The organism is Sporosarcina sp. G11-34 (assembly GCF_026931025.1).
In genome coordinates, this window is sequence record NZ_JAHNZW010000018.1 from 22,690 (window position 1) to 40,183 (window position 17,494).

Below are 17,494 nucleotides of genomic sequence, written 5' to 3' on the forward strand. Positions count from 1 at the left end.
ACAAATCACCTAACTTCATTTTCTGAAACCATGTTTCACAAAAATCATCTGTGCTTCATCTGAAGCCATAAACTCAACAAAATCCGAGGCTTCATTTTCATGTTTCGAATCTTTTAGTACAGCTGCGGGATAGATAATAGGATCATGAAAACCATCTTCAACGGTTGCCAAAACTTTAATACTTTCAGAAGTAAGCGCATCACTTTCATAGATAAAACCGATGTCCACATTGCCTGTTTCAACATACGTTAGCACTTGGCGGACATCTTTTGCAAGGACAAGTTTGTCTTCTAATGAATCCCACATATCCAGCGTGTGTAAGAGTTGTTTTGAATACATTCCTGCAGGGACGCTTTCGGGGTTTCCAATTGCGAATTGTGCAATGTCATTTGCTGAAATATCTTCAATTGATTCATAGTCGATAGGCGAATTATTGCCGGTTATGAGAACAAGTTTGTTACCTGTAATATCTTCACGCGTCTCCCGGATAATGAGATTTTCTCGATCTAATGTATCCATCCACTCTAGATTTGCAGAAATGAAAACATCCACAGGTGCTCCCTGTTGAATTTTCTGTGCGAGGCTTCCAGAGCCGCCTATGTTAAATGTTAGTAGTACATTATTTTGGCTTTCATAAAGCACCTGTATTTCTTCCATTGCAGCTGTTAAACTAGTCGCCGCAGAAACCATTAATTTAACAGGTTTATCTGTTGCAGAGGCATTATTTTGATCGTTGACACAAGCCGTCAGTATAAGGGAAAACAGAAGGAACACTAACAGCGTTATTTTTTTCAATTAGATTCTCCTATCTAGTAATTACAGATATTCAATAAAACGTAGTTACTCTTAAGTCTAATTGGATTTGTTATATAAGTAAATGAGAAAACTAAATAAATGTGTCTAACTTAGAGCGAAGAAATCGTGAACTATAAAATTTTTAGTATCCAAATATTTGGGAAGAGGTGAAGAAATTAAAATTTAATTGCCAGGTAAAATGGAAACTTACGAAATATTATTAGGCAAATAAAACCCCCTTCAGTTTAAGTTGAAGGGGGCTAACATTATCAGTTAATTTCGTTTATAACGATTTATTTTTATATTTAACATACCTCCCGCTAATTCAAATTGATAATGTAGTGCGGGAGGATTCCCAAGGTAACTCTAACTAATTAGGGAGTGCTAAATAGAATAGTAGCAGCAACACCACTCGCGGCTGCATCACCATTCGTGGTTACTCTTACTGACAATAAATCACATTGCAGAACATCGACGTTTCCAACTGCTACAGCGCAACAATTTGGAAGATTTGGTCCTTGAACAGTCGCTATGATACCTGTTCCTGTTGCAGTAACACCACAATTTGTGCTTCTAAATATCTCGGCACTAAACGTCTCATCCGCGTCTAAACCTTCATCGCGAATACTGAATACCAGGCCTGTAATGGTTGCGTCTTGAGGAACGACTACATTATTTCGCACAAAACCCATAACACCACCAGATGAACTACCAAGCCCAAGGAAATCTAAATTTCCAATGGATTGATCTGTTGCTAAATAGATCGTCATGGCTCCTTGTCCAGTCGAACCCGTGGGTCCGGTAGGTCCAGTCGCGCCAGTTGCACCCGGAAGTCCGTTCGCACCCGTCGGTCCGGTAGGTCCGGTAGCTCCGTTAGTTCCATTTGCCCCAGTAGGTCCTGTCGCACCAGTTGCACCCGGAAGTCCGTTCACACCCGTAGGTCCAGTCGGTCCGGTAGCTCCGTTAGTTCCATTTGCCCCAGTAGGTCCTGTCGCACCAGTTGCACCTGGAAGTCCGTTCGCACCCGTCGGTCCAGTTGGTCCAATTAAACCATTTGCTCCGGTAGGTCCTGTCGCACCAGTTGCACCCGGAAGTCCGTTCGCACCCGTAGGTCCAGTCGGTCCAGTTGGCCCCTTGCATTTAATTATGCAACAACAAGATTTGCGCTTACATTTATTACATTTATCACATTTATCTTTTTTACTCATATTTTCACCTCCCTTTCTCTAACATCTTATTCAACTAGTCGGTCGGGACGACGGGCTATCAACTACTTGTACACATTAAAATTAAAAAAAGAGCCAAATGAAGGAAAGGGAATCATACAAATATCTATTTGCTCTAGCTTAAGGAAGGGCTCCGATGGTAAATGTATATTATTGTATTAAATCATTCAACATTGGAGGCCCAATCTAATATCAGTGCGGTTGTTTATAAGAAAGGCGTAGTAGCAGTCAGCAATATATGGATGAATATCAATTATGGACAGCTCTAATCTTATTATGGTAACCATATATATTAATCAATATTAATATTTGTGGTCGTCAATTATTGAATCCAAATAAATTTTATTGTTGATAATAGTGCTATCATTCGGCTTGTATTTTCTAGCTATTTCATTATGGAAATAGGACTTGTCGTATTGTTTTAAGCGGTCATACAGAACACATAATTGAAGATGGGGTAACCAAGTAGAAAATGAAATATTTTGATAGCTTACTTGTTGGTTATTTTCATGAATCGGCGCTTGACTGTACCAGTAAATTGCTTCAGAGTTTTTCTGTTGTTCCATAAAGTAATAGCCAAGACGGCAACACGCTTCTGGGCGGGGCACATCATAGGTAAAGGTACGCAAGGTGGACTTAACCTCATTGTCTTTGTCGTTTAATGCAAGATAACAATCGGCCAGTTTAAAACAGGCCCTAATATTATCTTCTATCCACCCAAGATTCGAGGTTAGAAACCGTTCATAGTAAAGGATAGCTTCCTCAAAAAGACTATGGTCCACGAGCTCATTGGCATAATAAAAAGTATCTCGGGGAGAGAGTGTTTCACCCGAATCCACCAACTTTTTGTATATTCTCAGGTTTCGCTCAGAATCATGACTCAAAGGGGAATGGGTGACAGCCACTTCGCTTACGAAAATCTCCCCTGACACAGCCAGATACTCATGAACAGCCCCGATCCATAAAAACTTGTTTTCCTTTTTGACTAAACGATGCCTTCTTAGATGGGAAGTTAAATTCCCTTCGCTATCAAAACTTAACTGATAATCCATTGAAACCGCATCGGTTGATTGCTGAAGTGATTTTTTCAGCATTTTAAACTTATCCCGATTTTCTTCAGTAAATACATCATCAGCATCTAGCCAAAGAATGTATGTTTTCGTAGCTTGTTGAAATGAAAAGTTTCTTGCCGCTGCAAAATCATCAATCCAGGGAAAATCAAAAATTCGATTCGTATACTTTTTGACAATTTCTTTTGTCTTATCTGTGGAACCTGTGTCTACGATGTTAATCTCATCAACAAGCCCTAGCACTGAGTCTAAACACCTTCCGATTACCTCTTCTTCATTTTTAACGATCATGCACAAACTTATCGTTATCACATTTATCCCTCCAAACATTCCCTTTATGTATATGCGGAATTAATTAATATGACGGGATGGAATGTCCAGCTCCTTCTCATTTGTTGAAAACGGGTTTCCTTCACATATATCACTGCATATAGTAAACTAGCGCAAATTTGGGCTATTGAATGATCGAAAGGGGATAAAATGAAGGAATCATCAAAAGGAAATAGTAAAGATAAACAGTTGGAGCAGTATCGGGTTGTGGATAAGGGAACAAAAATGACAACGAATCAAGGCTTAAAAGTATCAGAAGATGAATTTTCATTAAAAGCTGGGGTCCGTGGTCCAACGCTAATGGAGGATTTTCATTTCCGAGAAAAAGTAACGCATTTTGACCATGAACGAATTCCGGAGCGCGTTGTTCATGCCAGGGGCTATGCGGCACACGGGGAGTTCGAGTTGTATGAATCCATGAAAGAGTTTACTAAAGCCGGATTTCTTCAAGATCCAGGTACGAAAACTCCGGTTTTTGTGAGGTATTCAAATGTTGCCGGAAGTAGTGGATCGTCTGATACTGTGCGGGATATACGTGGTTTTGCGACTAAGTTTTATACAGAAGAAGGGAACTACGATCTCGTAGGCAATAACGTTCCCGTATTTTTTATACAAGATGCCATCAAGTTCCCTGATCTTATTCATGCAGTAAAGCCGGAGCCGCACAATGAAATTCCGCAAGCCTCTACCGCACACGATACATTTTGGGATTTCGTAGCCAATAATCAGGAGTCAGCTCATACGGTCATGTGGCAAATGTCAGACCGATCCATCCCGAAAAGCTGGCGGATGATGGAAGGTTTCGGTGTTCATACATTTCGTTTTGTAAACGATAAAGGAAAGTCGCGGTTTGTGAAATTTCATTGGAAACCAGTGCTTGGTGTCCATTCACTTGTTTGGGATGAAGCGCAGAAAATATCTGGGAAAGATGCAGACTACCAACGACGGGATTTATGGGAATCAATTGAAATTGGGCATTTTGTCGAATATGAGTTTGGCGTTCAAATGATTGAAGAAGAAGATGAATTTAAGTTCGACTTCGATGTTCTTGATGCAACGAAAATATGGCCGGAAGAAATTGTCCCCGTTAAAATAATTGGGAAAATGACATTGAACCGAAATGTCGACAACGTATTTGCAGAAACAGAGCAAGTGGCTTTCCACCCAGGAAATGTTGTTCCAGGGATTGATTTTACAAATGATCCATTACTTCAAGGAAGATTGTTTTCATATTTAGATACCCAGCTTATTCGTCTTGGAGGTCCGAACTTCGCTGAAATACCGATTAACCGCCCCGTATGTCCATTTCATAATAACCAGCGGAATGGCTACAGCCGCCAAACAATTAATGTCGGGAAAGTAAGCTACCACAATAATTCACTTGCGAATAATACACCTGCAACATCTACTGCCAAAGAAGGTGGGTTTGTTCATTATCAGGAAAAAGTTGAGGGCCGTGTAATCCAAGCGAGAAGTGATTCATTCAAGGATCATTTTTCTCAAGCAAGGTTATTTTGGAATAGTATGTCACCGCCGGAAAAGAAGCATATTATTGAAGCATTTTCATTCGAAGTGGGAAAGGTAAAGAATCGAAGTGTCAGACAGCAAGTTGTCAATATGTTTGTTAATGTAGATAAGGAAATGGCCACTATTATTGCGGATAATATCGGAGTGAAACGGCCTACAGGGGAACAATCGTCAGTCACTGCATCTTCTCCGGCGCTCAGTCAGGAAAATACGAATAGTTATCCTTACACGTTGAAAGTCGGCGTGCTAATTGGCAATGGATTTGACGCTGCGGAGGTGAAATCGACTGTCAATGCACTAACAAATGCCGGTGTTGTCGTGAATCTTATCAGTGAAATATTGGGAACGGTTAGAAGTGCAGATAATGTAAAGGGGAATATTACAGAAACGTTTCTCACGAGCAGCCCGGTCTTATATGATGCGTTATACGTCGTCGGAGGAACTGCAAACAATCAAGCGAAGTTTAATAAGGATGTAGAGGACTTTATCGAAGAAGCTTACATGCACTACAAACCGATTGGAATAGCGAAGAGTGGGACCTCGTTCTTTGAGGCATCAGAAGCGAAAGCTGGACCTGGAATTATTTTTGCAGTAGACAATCCTAATTTTGATAAATCATTTATAAAGGCAATTGCGAAGCAGCGTTTTTGGAAACGTGACATCTACTAAAAAAATGGCTGACATCCATTAAATGGAGCGTCAGCCTTTTTCAATACCATTCTTTCATTTGTTCGTCTTCGGCAATCATTTGTAAATCGTCTGGCGTAATCGTGATGACTTGGTAATCAGATGTATCTGCATAACGGTCCGCTGCTTCTTTCAGGAACTTAGGGGAACCTTCATTTTCCGAATCGTAAAGAATAAGAAGCCCATCGGAATTACGCAAGAAAAACTTGTTCTTTTCTACAAACTGCCACGGAGCTTCATATGGAATAGACGTGAGGCTTACATGGTAATCGGCATTCACAATGAGTTCCTCATACTTTTCCTTGTTCGTCTCGTTCCAATTCTTTTCTTGTTCAAGGAAGGGGGTGATGACTGCATAATTCAACTGAGGATAAGTTTCTTTTAGCTCCATTACAACTTCTACTGCCCATGCTTCAACGCCAAGTTGACCGCTGACAATGACCCATTCAAGGCCCTCATCAAGTAAAGAAAGGAATCGACTTTCTAATGCCAGTTTAATATATTTAATTCCCGGATGATTATCATCAAAAATACCAAGCTCGTGCTGTTTATAACCCGTAACGACTAAACGTTTCATATAAACACTTGCCTCCAATTCGATAAAATAAAAAAAGTCAGCTTCCACTGGAAACTGACTGGATATAACTTATGTAAGAAAGCCGCCTCTGCCGTATTTATATAGAAAGTTTTAAACCACCACTTTAATAAGTGGGTGTTCGCAAGAATCTTCCTGTCTGTCCTCATTGTTTTAAAAAGAATGAAGTATGCCATTCCGATCCCGATGTAAAACTCCCTGTTACAGTATAAAGGTTAAAACTTAATTGTCATACGAACAATGCAGCTTATAACGTTAGTATACACGACTTGATACCAGCATTCAATAGAAAGATTTACCTGAACATATAAAGTGTAAGTTAAAAGAAGTGTTATCGCCTTCCTGTCTAATCGCATAGAATAGAAATATATACGCAATTGGGGGGATACAAAGATGGCTTTATTCATCAATAATGATAATCATCCAGATGTTTATAAAAGTCAGCTAGACATTAAGGAACCAAATCAAAGCGTTTATAAGCAAGATTATATGTCAGAAATGATAAAAGAACAAAAAGAAGCAAATGAATTGTTAAGGAAATCTTTTCAGGAACTGGAAGAAGAGTATAAAAAACAAACTCAGTTACAGTCAAGAAGGATAACAAGTATAAAATATAACTTGAAAAAACTGGACGACAGATCCACCGAGCAAAAAGAGGTTGAAAGTGGCGTCATCGACTCATTGGAGAAATATGGGGAGAAGAATGAGGAGCTTATTTTGAAAATGGCTCAGCAAATAGATTTGCAACAAAAGATGGAAACTCAAGTATTAAAGCATCAAAATACCCAAGATGAAGTAATTAGTCGCCTCGAAAACCAGGAAGCATTATCGGAAAAGATGGTAAGGCAAATCGACAGCCTTCGTTCCGCTCTTTATGAACGAACACACTTTTTAGCGGAGAAAATTGAAGAAAGTTACAAGTCTACCTCATCCTATATTAATCAAATAATTAGTGGTTCAGAATTACCAATAGTACGCTATAAATTAAAGAGAAACGAGAAAAGTATTGACTAATAAGAGTGTCAGCACACAAGACTTTTGCGTAGCTGACACTCTTTGTTATTACGTCAGAAGGTATATGTATAACTTCGATTTACCGAAGTCTTTAGGGAAGGTGATCAAGGGAAATCCTTTCATAATAGTTATTCTTACTCGTATACCTATTTAAATTCTACTCAATCATTCAATTGCGAGTCATTTGAATTGAGTGAAAATAGTGTATACTGTTGTTAGATAAAGAATAGGCTTTAAGTTGAAAGGGAGAGAGATTAAATGCCAATAAACATACCCGGGGAATTACCAGCGAAACAATTATTGAAAAAGGAAAAAATATTTGTTATGGAAGAAGGGCGTGCGAAAGAACAGGATATACGTCCCCTTAATATAGCCATACTAAATTTGATGCCTGAAAAAGAGCGGACAGAGTTACAGTTGCTACGGCTGTTGGGAAATACGCCTTTACAAGTCAATATATCTTTTTTAAATACGGCATCTCATAAGTCGAAAAATATTAGCAAATCTCATTTAGATGATTTCTACGAAACTTTCCAGGAGGTAAAAGGACGTCGTTTTGATGGATTAATTATTACAGGTGCGCCGATTGAACATTTAGCATTTAAAGATGTGAATTATTGGGAAGAGTTAACGGAAATTATGGAATGGTCTAAAGAAAATGTAACGTCCGTCTTACATATTTGTTGGGGCGCGCAGGCGGCTCTTTATCATCATTATGGAATTGATAAATTCGATTTGCCCGAGAAATGTTTTGGGGTATTCTCACACAACGTTTCGGATCCCACGGTGAATTTGGTACGTGGTTTCAATGATGAGTTTAATGCGCCTCATTCACGTTATACAGATGTACCTGTGGAAGAAATTGAGAGAAATCCAGAATTAACACTGCTTTCGAAGTCGGATGATGCTGGGGCGTTTATAGTCATTTCAAAGGATGAAAAGCATATTATGATCACGGGACACCTTGAGTACGATGCAGACACACTTGCCGAAGAGTTTAACCGAGACATTAATAAAGGGGTTGACGTCAAGATCCCTGCAAACTACTTCCCGAATGATGATCCAGCGAGAGAACCATTGAATACATGGCGTTCGCATACACACTTACTCTTTTCAAATTGGCTCAATTATTATGTTTATCAAGAAACACCATTCGAATGGAAATAATGGAATTGGAAAAGGGATACGCTCATCGATGAGCGTATCCCTTTAATTTATTAGGTAACATTAAATTTTTGAATTGATTTTTCATCCCGATTAAACGGGAGAATAATTTCCATAGAAAGTATAAACTTTCTTAACCGCGGTAATTGCTCCACTAGGCGTCCTCTAACCTAAGCAACGTAAACCCTACCTACTTTTACGTCCTTGCGACCCTATAGTCGCGCCAGTGTGAATAAGTATTCTCAAAAACATTACGTAGAATGCCAGAAATCAAATTTCATTTGTTACCCGAATTGTTAACTTGATTATTATCTCATACTTGTGATGGGAAGTCAAACACTTTAATTACTTGTAGTAAATGGTTACATTGATAATAAAGCATTTGGGTTTTTATTTTACTCAAAGTATATTAAACTGAATGTATATGTAAAACTATTTTTTAAGGAGGCGTTTAATATGGCCTATGTAATTACGAATGCATGTATATCAGAAAAAGCAGCAGACTGCGTAACAGTGTGTCCCGTTGACTGTATAGAAGAAGGCGAAGATCAGTTCTTCATCGACCCGGATACTTGTATAGATTGTGGAGCTTGTGTAGCGGCTTGTCCTGTTGAAGCAATTTACCACGAAGAAGATTTGCTGACTGAGGATCTTCCATTCCTAGAAAAAGCAAAAACATTTTATAATATCGCATAAATAATATTTTTATAAGCTAGAGGGATACGTTCATAAATGAGCGTGTCCCTTTTTTTATTCTTATAAACTAATAATTCATTTGTTTTTGAAAGAAGGGTTGATAGTATTCGTATAATTGTATACGATTATACGAAAAGGGGAGATTCTATGAGCCAATTTTCAGTACCTTGTGCTGTTTACCGAGGAGGAACGAGTAGAGGTTTATTTTTTAGTGAAACTGATTTACCCAAGGATAAAAAAGGAAGGCAAAAAATATTTTTGAATGGATTAGACGCCTATAATCTTTCACAAGTGAATGGCTTAGGGAGTGGGACTTCTCATACAAGTAAAGTTGTCGTCATTAAGCCACCTTCGGTTGAAGGGGCACATGTGGATTATACTTTTTATCAAATAGGAATTGGTGAAGAAGTTATAGATGCGAATGGGACTTGCGGTAATTTAATGGCGGCAGTGGGCGCCTATGCTATTGATGAAGGACTTGTTTCAATAAGAAGTCAAGGTAAAGAATCCTTTGTTCCTTGCGAAGGATATTTCACCGTTACTGCATTTAACACGAACATTGGAAAGTTGATTCGTTTAAAGGTTCCAACTATAAATGGAAAATCAAAAGTTAACGGTACTTATGAAATGTCGGGTATGAAATTGCCAGGAGCCAAGTATGTGGTCGATATTTTAGCACCGGGTGGAGGTAAGTTGGGGAGCACGTTACCTTTAGGAACTACGTGTGAATTAATTATAAAGGAAAAACAATTTAATGTTTCAGTCATCGATATTGTGAATCCCTTCGTTTATTTAACAGCCGAGTCAATCGGGGTGGATGAAAAGAAACTGTTTACAGACTTGTCGGATGACAATAAGTTGCTTGATCTATTAGAACTTGTCAGGTGTGAAATGTCGGTTCAAACGGGCTTGACGAAATCTATTACTGAAGCGGTCGATGCTCCGGCGATTCCTAAAATAGCAATCGTCTCAGCCCCGGAAGATTATGTGACAACATCGGGAACAGAAATAATGAAAGATGAAGTTGATATCATTGCCAAAATGGTTTCAATGGGTAAATTTCACCGTACTTTCGCAGGAAGCGGATTATACAATTTAGCCGCCGCTGCACTAATACCCGGAACAATTCCAAATAACTGTTCCGGATTTAAGGCGGATATTGGAGAACGTGTCGTCAGAATTGGTCATCCAGATGGAATTGCACAGGTGAGAGTCCGATTAACCGCAGATGGAGAAGATATCGAATATGTCGGGCTGGACCGAACTGCCAGGCGGATAATCGCAGGGAATCTTTATATTCCCGAATGAAAAGTATTATTGGTGAAATGGGTTGTGAAAGAGGAAGGGAAGGTTTTTCCGAAATGGACTATTCCGAGATCAAGAGCGAAGTTTATACTACACTAAAAGTAGAGGATAATACGTATCACTATTACAGTCTTCAACAATTGGAAGGGCAGGGTATGGGGAATATATCTAGGCTGCCATATTCCATAAAGGCACTACTCGAAAGTGCAATAAGGCAATTCGATGGTAAGCAAATTACAGATGAACACATAGCTTTGCTAGCAAATTGGCAAACGACACAAAGAAGTAATAAAGAAATCCCCTTTAAGCCTGCAAGAGTTATCCTGCAAGATTTCACAGGTGTTCCTGCAATTGTTGATCTCGCGGCGATGAGAAGCGCTGTTGTTGAATTGGAAGGGAATAGTGAATTAATTAATCCACAAATCCCTGTTGATTTAATCGTTGATCACTCCGTTATTGTAGATTCGTCGGGGAATGAGGATGCCTTTAATTACAACCTTGAGTTGGAATATGAACGAAACGCTGAACGATATAGGTTTGTTAGATGGGCACAACAAGCATTCGATAATTTCAGGGTGGTTCCACCTGCTTCTGGAATTGTTCACCAAGTTAATTTAGAGCACTTGGGCACATCAGTTACGACCACCGAACAGAATGGGTCAACTGAAGTACATTTGGATACATTGGTCGGAACAGATTCACATACGCCAATGATTAATGGGCTAGGTACGATTGGGTGGGGTGTTGGAGGAATTGAAGCCGAAGCTGCAATGTTAGGGCAACCGCTTTACTTTGTCATCCCAGAAGTTGTCGGCGTAAAGCTTGTTGGAAAATTACCAGAAGGCTCAACGGCGACAGATTTAGCATTAACTGTAACAAGTTTGCTGCGTGAAAAAGGAGTCGTTGGAAAAATAGTAGAATTTTTCGGTTCCTCGCTGGCACATATTACGCTTGCGGACCGGGCAACTATCGCTAATATGGCGCCGGAATACGGTGCAACAATGTCATTTTTTCCTACCGATGAAGTTACGATGGATTATTTAGATTTAACGGGAAGAAGCCGATATGTTGAGTTGTCCAAGGCGTATCATCAAGCGCAAGGGTTATTCCGCACTGAATTAACAGAAGACCCAGTATTTACAGAGGTAATTGAACTGGATTTGACAAAAATTGTCCCGAGTTTAGCTGGACCTAAAAGACCACAAGATAAGGTGGCACTTACTGCAATGAAAGAAGAGTTTATGGCATCTCTTTCTAAACCCGTTGCCGAACGTGGCTATGGATTACCTCCTGAAGAACTAGAGAGAAAGTTCATATTGGAAAAGTCCGAAACAGAGCTTACAACGGGTGACATAGTACTAGCGGCAATTACGAGTTGCACAAATACGTCGAATCCATATGTAATGATTGCTGCGGGGTTACTTGCGAAAAAAGCGGTGGAAAAAGGGCTTGTCACAGCAACACATGTCAAAACAAGTTTAACGCCTGGTTCTACAGTTGTTACGAAATACTTACAACACTCGGGGCTACTTGCGTATCTGGAAGAACTCGGGTTTTATGTCGACGGATATGGATGCGGTGCGTGCTGTGGAAACACTGGGCCCCTTGCTGAAGAAATTGAAGATGTGATTCAAGAACATGATTTAATCGTATCGTCTGTCCTAAGTGGAAACCGGAACTTTGAAGGTAGAGTTCACCCACTAATCAAAGCAAATTACTTAGGATCTCCTCCATTAGTGGTCGCATATGCTCTTGCCGGATCCGTTCAAAAAGATTTAATTAACGAACCTTTAGGAAAAGATCTTGACGGAAATGGCGTTTATTTAAAAGACATATGGCCCTCATCCAAAGAAATTGAAGAAATTACAGCATCCACTGTCCATGCGACTCTATTTGAAAGTCAGTATGGAAGTATATTTGAGAACGATCGTTGGAATGCAATTCATGCACCTACTGGACCTTTATATGAATGGGATGAAAATTCAACATACATACAGGAAGCACCGTTTTTAAAAAGTGTGAGCAACAAAGAGTCCATTACCGAAAGATTTCAAGCTATGAACGTGTTGTTAATGCTGAGAGATTCGATTACGACAGATCATATATCACCTGTAGGGCATATTGCACTTACATCCCCAGCAGGTATTTATTTAACTGAACGGGGAGTTTCTCCGAGACAATTTAACTCCTACGGTTCAAGACGTGGCAATCATCATGTCATGATGAGAGGAACATTTGCTAATATCCGTTTACGAAATGAGCTAGTCGAAGGGAAAGAAGGGGGCTACACGAAATTCTTCCCAACTGGCGAAATCTTGCCGGTGTTTGATGCAGCTATGAAATATCAAGAAATAAATAAAAGCTTACTCATTATTGCAGGTGGTGAATACGGCACAGGAAGTTCAAGGGATTGGGCAGCGAAAGGGACTGCTTTACTCGGGGTGAAAGCCGTGCTTGCGGAAAGTTTTGAGCGAATTCATCGAAGTAATCTTGTTGGTATGGGCGTACTTCCGATACAGTTTATGAAAGATGAAAATGCCTCTTATCATAATTTAGATGGTACGGAACAATTTGATATTACTGGGTTGAATGAGGTACCTAGTCACGGACAAAGAGTGACAATCAAAGTCACAAAGTCGAATGGTGAAGTAAATACGTTTAAAGCAATTGTAAGGTTGGATAGTGTTGTAGAAGTAGAACATTATATGAACGGTGGTATATTACCCTTCGTAATGAAGCAATTCACCCTATAAATTTATGCAAGAGGATTTTATTATGGACGGACTATTACACGGCAAAAGAATGTCATCAAGTGACGTTGCTTATCAAGAATTAAAACAAAGAATTATTAAATTTCAGTACGAACCTGAGTTACAACTTATCGAAGAGCAGTTATCTAAAGAACTTGAAGTTAGTAGAACACCATTACGTCAAGCATTATATCGGCTTACTTTGGAAGGTTTACTCATTAAAAAGCCGAACGGTAGAATATATGTGGCGCCGATAACGTTAACCGAAGTAGAAGAAGTATATAAAGTGCGGGAGGTCATGGAAGGTCTATTGGCGAAAGAAGCAACCATAAATATGACAGATGAAAAGCTACAAGAGTTAGATGACTTAGTCGTATTAATGAAATTGTCAGCTGCAGAAAATCGTAATGAACATACAGTGATGTATGGTAGTCAATTTCATGCAATCCTTTATTCATTAAGTACGAATCAAACAGCTAAGCGTTTTATGGAACAGTTAAATGGACAAATTGAACGCTATCGAAGAATTAGCGGATATAAAAATCCAGCGTATATCCATACCGTTCCTGTACAAGAGCATAAAGAAATTTTAAACTTAATACGTGAAGGTAATCCTGAAAATGTAGAAATTGAAATGAGAAAGCATATTAACCGAAGTTTAGAGATTGCAAAGGTAACACTAGAGTTAGATTTGAATATATAGAGAGTCTTTGGAAAGGCAATGATTCAGTTGAATTATTGCCTTTTACGAAACTAATTATGTTAAAACGAATTGACGATTTAAATCTAGGTGTATTGCAACTAGCCTATTCAATCAGTAACGAACAATATATATTTCAACCTTTTTCTTATAACTCCTTCCTATGCCTGCTATAATGGGATAAAGAGTTGTACGAGAAAAATAGGGATAGGTGATTACATGTTCAAGGGGACACTGCAACGGAAAATTCTTATAATGGTCGTTTCCTTGATATCACTTATTATGATACTCATGCTAGGCCTTTTTATATACATAGACTACAGCCGAACATATGAGAGAACAGAAGAAAATAGTTTACAAACAGCTAAAATATTATCACATATGGATACTGTGCAAGATTCGATTTCAACAGAAGATCAATCCGCGGAATTACCTCCAATCATTGACTACTACAAATCCCAAGTAGGTGCCTCTTTTATCGTTATTAAAGATAAGAACGGCCAGATTTTGACGCACCCTAATAAAGAAAGAGTAGGTCAGGTAACAACATTTAAAGATGAATTCACCGCAATTGTTTTTGGAGGATTTTATTCGGGTATATCGGGTGAAACAATGGGGCAAGCGATTGTTGGAGTAGCGCCCGTTTATAATGATGATAATCAAATAATAGGGACAGTAAAAGTGGGTTTCTTAGTTGAAAGTTTATCCGGAGCTATTTTTGAAAGAGCAAAAAACCTTTTTTATTTTTCGCTATTTATATTTGTTCTGGCAATTTTATCAAGCGTATTATTAGCCAGAAGTATCCGAAAAGATACGCTAGGATTAGAGCCAGAACAAATTGCTGCTTTTTATAGTGAACGAAGAGCTATTCTATCTTCAATAAGTGAAGGAATTATAGCTATTGATGCTTCTGGGAACATTACCTTGATGAATACAGCGGCAAAAGAAATATTGGATTTGGCACATAATCATATTACCGAACCGATTCAATCTGTGATTCCAACGTTTGTGCTAAGCGAACAGTTTATTAATAATGAAATTCATCAATCATTCGAGTTAAATGTGAAAGATAAGATACTCATTATGACCACAGTACCTTTACGGAATGGGGTCAATCAAAAAGGAGCAGTAATTACATTTAAGGATAAGACAGAAACGATTGGAATGGTAAATAGGTTGTTTGAAGTGAGTAAGTACTCGGATAACTTAAGGGCGCAAACACATGAATTTACGAATAAGTTATATGTTATATCAGGCCTTCTCCAGTTAGGAAAGTATGATCAAGCAATTCAAATGATTCAAGAGGAGATTGATGTAACTGAATATGAGAATCGAATAGTATTTGAACATATAAAGGACTCGAACGTACAAGCGATTATTCTAGGGAAAATGGGCATGGCATCAGAAATGAAAACATCGTTTGTTTTAGATGAAAATAGTAGTCTTAAAGAATTACCGCCGTTTATCCGAACTGGCGCATTGACGATTATCATCGGCAATCTTATTGACAATGCGCTCGAAGCGGTATCTGCTCAAGAAAAAAGGGAAGTAAGTTTTTTTGCGCTTGATATTGGTGAAGATATAATTATTGAAGTTACAGATAACGGTCCGGGAATTCATTCCGATTTATTATATGAGGTATTTAAGCAAGGTTTTTCAACGAAAAGTGAAGCGAATCATGGGTTTGGATTGGCGAATGTTCAAAAGATTGTCCGAGGTTTAGGCGGAGATATACAAGTGACAAGTGATGATAGCGGTACAACTTTTTCCGTGTATATCCCTAAAACAGAGAAAGTAGAAGGAGACTTGATATGATTAATGTATTAATAGTAGAAGATGACTTCCGAATTGCTGAAATACATCAAAGTTTACTAGAAAGTATTGATGGCATTAAAGTTGTTGGCAAGGCATTGCGTGCAGAAGAGAGTTGGAGTTTCATCGAAACACACAAGGTAGACCTTTTGCTTGTTGATGTTTATATGCCAGATCAACTAGGTATCGATTTAGTAATCGAGTTAAAGAAAAAATATAGTCATTTAGATTACATAATGATAACGGCTGCAAGGGATACCAATTTACTTGAGAGAAGTCTGAAAGCCGGTGTTTTTTACTATTTAATAAAACCAGTTGAATTAGAAAAGTTGAGAGAAGTAATAGAACTCTATAAAACACAGAAAGAAATAATGCTGTCAAACGAGTTTGTCGACCAGAAAATGGTTGATTTAGTTTTCAGAATTTCATCAACTGAATCCAAGTCCAATGAATATCTTCCCAAAGGAATAAATGAGCTCACGCTATCGAAAGTGCTTGAAATAGTGAAAAGTTTACCGGACGGTACAACTGCAGAGGAGATGGGGGAGCGGCTAGGTGCATCGCGAACGACGGCTCGAAGGTATATGGAGCATCTTGTTTCTACTGGAAAGATGAAAGCGGAATTAGAGTATGGAATCGTCGGTAGGCCCGAGAGAAAATATTTTCATCAGTGAGCATTCTCTATGAGGATGCTTTTTTGAACTTAATGAACAAAATGGTTTTAACTTTCTTATGTTCCTTTAAATTGTAAACGGTTACAGTTTGAAAACTTCCTGTACAATTGACTTATAACTTAGAAAACAAACATAAGGAGTGGCTGAGAGATGAAAAGAATATTACTATTTTTGACGATGTCAATTGCACTTGTTTTAACGGCATGTTCACCTGGAGGGGCGAGTGATAAGGAATTCCCGTCAAAAAACATTGAATTTGTTGCACCTGCTTCACCAGGTGGCGGATATGACGCAACATCAAGGGCTATCCAAAAAATATTGACAGATGAAAAACTTGTAGAACAAAATATTAACGTTGTTAACAAACCGGGTGGTAACGGGGAAGTTGGTTGGAAATACTTACAAACCAGAGATGCACACAGTCTGGCAATCGATTCTAGCCTCATAGTAACAAACAATATCCTAGGTGCGAGCGATATGACTTTTAAAGATGTAACACCGCTTGCAACATTAACAACTGAGTGGATTTCATATGCAGTACCGCTGGATTCACCTTACAAAGATGCACAAGAATTGATGGAGCAGTTGAAGGAAGATCCAGCCTCAATTAAAATTGCCGTCGCTCCCGGACTAGGGAACAATGACCATCTATCCTTTATAGAAGCAGCAAAAACGTACGGTGTTGATGTTACTAAACTGAATTTCCTTGTTTATGAGGGCGGTGGGGATGTAGTAACAGCTTTGCTTGGTGGTCACGTTGACTTTGGGGTATCTTCACTTTCAGAATTTATTGATCAACATACAGCTGAAAAGTTTAGAATCGTTGCTGTTTCTTCGGAAGAACGTATTAAAGGGTTAGAAGATGTAGCTACATGGAAAGAACAAGGAGTCGACATGGTGTTTCCTCACTGGAGAGGAATCGTAGGACCCCCTGATATGACAGATGAAGAAATTGCTTATTGGGATAAAACAATTGGTGAATTAGTTGAAACAGATGCATGGCATGAACTTTTGGAAAATAACGAGTGGGAACCATTCTATAAAAATAGTAAAGATACGATGGAGTTTTTGGAAGAACAGCAAAGTAAATATGAAGTTCTAATTAAAGACTCAGGGCTGATTGATTAATTTCTCGTAATTCACATGGTG

Annotated in this window: 13 protein-coding genes, 1 other RNA gene and 1 pseudogene; 10 read left to right on the forward strand and 5 right to left on the reverse strand. The window is 38.7% G+C overall.

Annotated features, from left to right (window positions below):
* Positions 1–15: 15 nt before the first annotated feature.
* The 3 genes and pseudogenes from modA to KSU66_RS18855 form a co-directional block, all read right to left on the reverse strand.
* Positions 16–795 (reverse strand): molybdate ABC transporter substrate-binding protein, encoded by a 780-nt coding sequence (modA, locus tag KSU66_RS18845; protein ID WP_269053010.1) that lies wholly within the window; start codon positions 793–795, stop codon positions 16–18.
* Between the two features lie 764 nt (positions 796–1,559).
* Positions 1,560–2,003 (reverse strand): annotated as a pseudogene (locus tag KSU66_RS21475) (BclA C-terminal domain-containing protein); the annotation flags it as partial.
* A gap of 320 nt (positions 2,004–2,323) precedes the next feature.
* Positions 2,324–3,403: a tetratricopeptide repeat-containing glycosyltransferase family 2 protein gene (locus tag KSU66_RS18855; RefSeq protein ID WP_269053011.1), complete on the reverse strand. Its 1,080-nt coding sequence runs from the start codon at positions 3,401–3,403 to the stop codon at positions 2,324–2,326.
* A 168-nt stretch (positions 3,404–3,571) separates the two neighbouring features.
* On the opposite strand from KSU66_RS18855, the gene KSU66_RS18860 reads away from it, so the two are divergent.
* A complete protein-coding gene (locus KSU66_RS18860) occupies positions 3,572–5,617 on the forward strand; it encodes a catalase (protein WP_269053012.1) in 2,046 nt (681 codons plus the stop codon).
* 40 nt (positions 5,618–5,657) lie between these two features.
* Here KSU66_RS18860 and KSU66_RS18865 read toward each other — a convergent pair whose 3' ends face one another.
* Together KSU66_RS18865 and ssrS are read right to left on the reverse strand one after the other, a co-directional pair.
* On the reverse strand, positions 5,658–6,212 hold the full coding sequence (locus KSU66_RS18865) for a DUF1273 domain-containing protein (RefSeq protein ID WP_269053013.1): 555 nt from the start codon (positions 6,210–6,212) through the stop codon (positions 5,658–5,660).
* 75 nt (positions 6,213–6,287) lie between these two features.
* Positions 6,288–6,482: non-coding RNA, 6S RNA (gene ssrS / locus KSU66_RS18870), on the reverse strand.
* Between the two features lie 141 nt (positions 6,483–6,623).
* On the opposite strand from ssrS, the gene KSU66_RS18875 reads away from it, so the two are divergent.
* The 9 genes from KSU66_RS18875 to KSU66_RS18915 all read left to right on the forward strand — a co-directional run bounded on the left by KSU66_RS18875 (position 6,624) and on the right by KSU66_RS18915 (position 17,473).
* Positions 6,624–7,244 (forward strand): hypothetical protein, encoded by a 621-nt coding sequence (locus KSU66_RS18875; RefSeq protein ID WP_269053014.1) that lies wholly within the window; start codon positions 6,624–6,626, stop codon positions 7,242–7,244.
* Between the two features lie 258 nt (positions 7,245–7,502).
* Positions 7,503–8,411, forward strand: coding sequence for a homoserine O-acetyltransferase MetA (gene metA / locus KSU66_RS18880; protein ID WP_269053015.1), 909 nt, complete (start codon positions 7,503–7,505; stop codon positions 8,409–8,411).
* Positions 8,412–8,864: 453 nt separating this feature from the next.
* Entirely contained in the window at positions 8,865–9,104 is a 240-nt protein-coding gene (locus KSU66_RS18885) for an indolepyruvate ferredoxin oxidoreductase subunit alpha (protein WP_269053016.1), read from the forward strand.
* Between the two features lie 147 nt (positions 9,105–9,251).
* Positions 9,252–10,412, forward strand: coding sequence for a PrpF domain-containing protein (locus tag KSU66_RS18890; protein WP_269053017.1), 1,161 nt, complete (start codon positions 9,252–9,254; stop codon positions 10,410–10,412).
* Positions 10,413–10,465: 53 nt separating this feature from the next.
* Positions 10,466–13,162: an aconitate hydratase AcnA gene (gene acnA / locus KSU66_RS18895; protein ID WP_269053042.1), complete on the forward strand. Its 2,697-nt coding sequence runs from the start codon at positions 10,466–10,468 to the stop codon at positions 13,160–13,162.
* 22 nt (positions 13,163–13,184) lie between these two features.
* Positions 13,185–13,862, forward strand: a complete 678-nt coding sequence (locus KSU66_RS18900; protein ID WP_269053018.1) for a GntR family transcriptional regulator — start codon at positions 13,185–13,187, stop codon at positions 13,860–13,862.
* Between the two features lie 279 nt (positions 13,863–14,141).
* On the forward strand, positions 14,142–15,674 hold the full coding sequence (locus tag KSU66_RS18905) for an ATP-binding protein (protein ID WP_269053019.1): 1,533 nt from the start codon (positions 14,142–14,144) through the stop codon (positions 15,672–15,674).
* Positions 15,671–16,345, forward strand: coding sequence for a response regulator (locus KSU66_RS18910; protein WP_269053020.1), 675 nt, complete (start codon positions 15,671–15,673; stop codon positions 16,343–16,345). Before KSU66_RS18905 ends, KSU66_RS18910 begins: the two co-directional genes overlap by 4 nt.
* 150 nt (positions 16,346–16,495) lie before the next feature.
* Positions 16,496–17,473 carry a tripartite tricarboxylate transporter substrate binding protein gene (locus KSU66_RS18915; RefSeq protein ID WP_269053021.1) on the forward strand — a complete coding sequence of 326 codons (978 nt, stop codon included), beginning with the start codon at positions 16,496–16,498 and terminating at the stop codon, positions 17,471–17,473.
* The last annotated feature ends 21 nt before the right edge of the window (positions 17,474–17,494 follow it).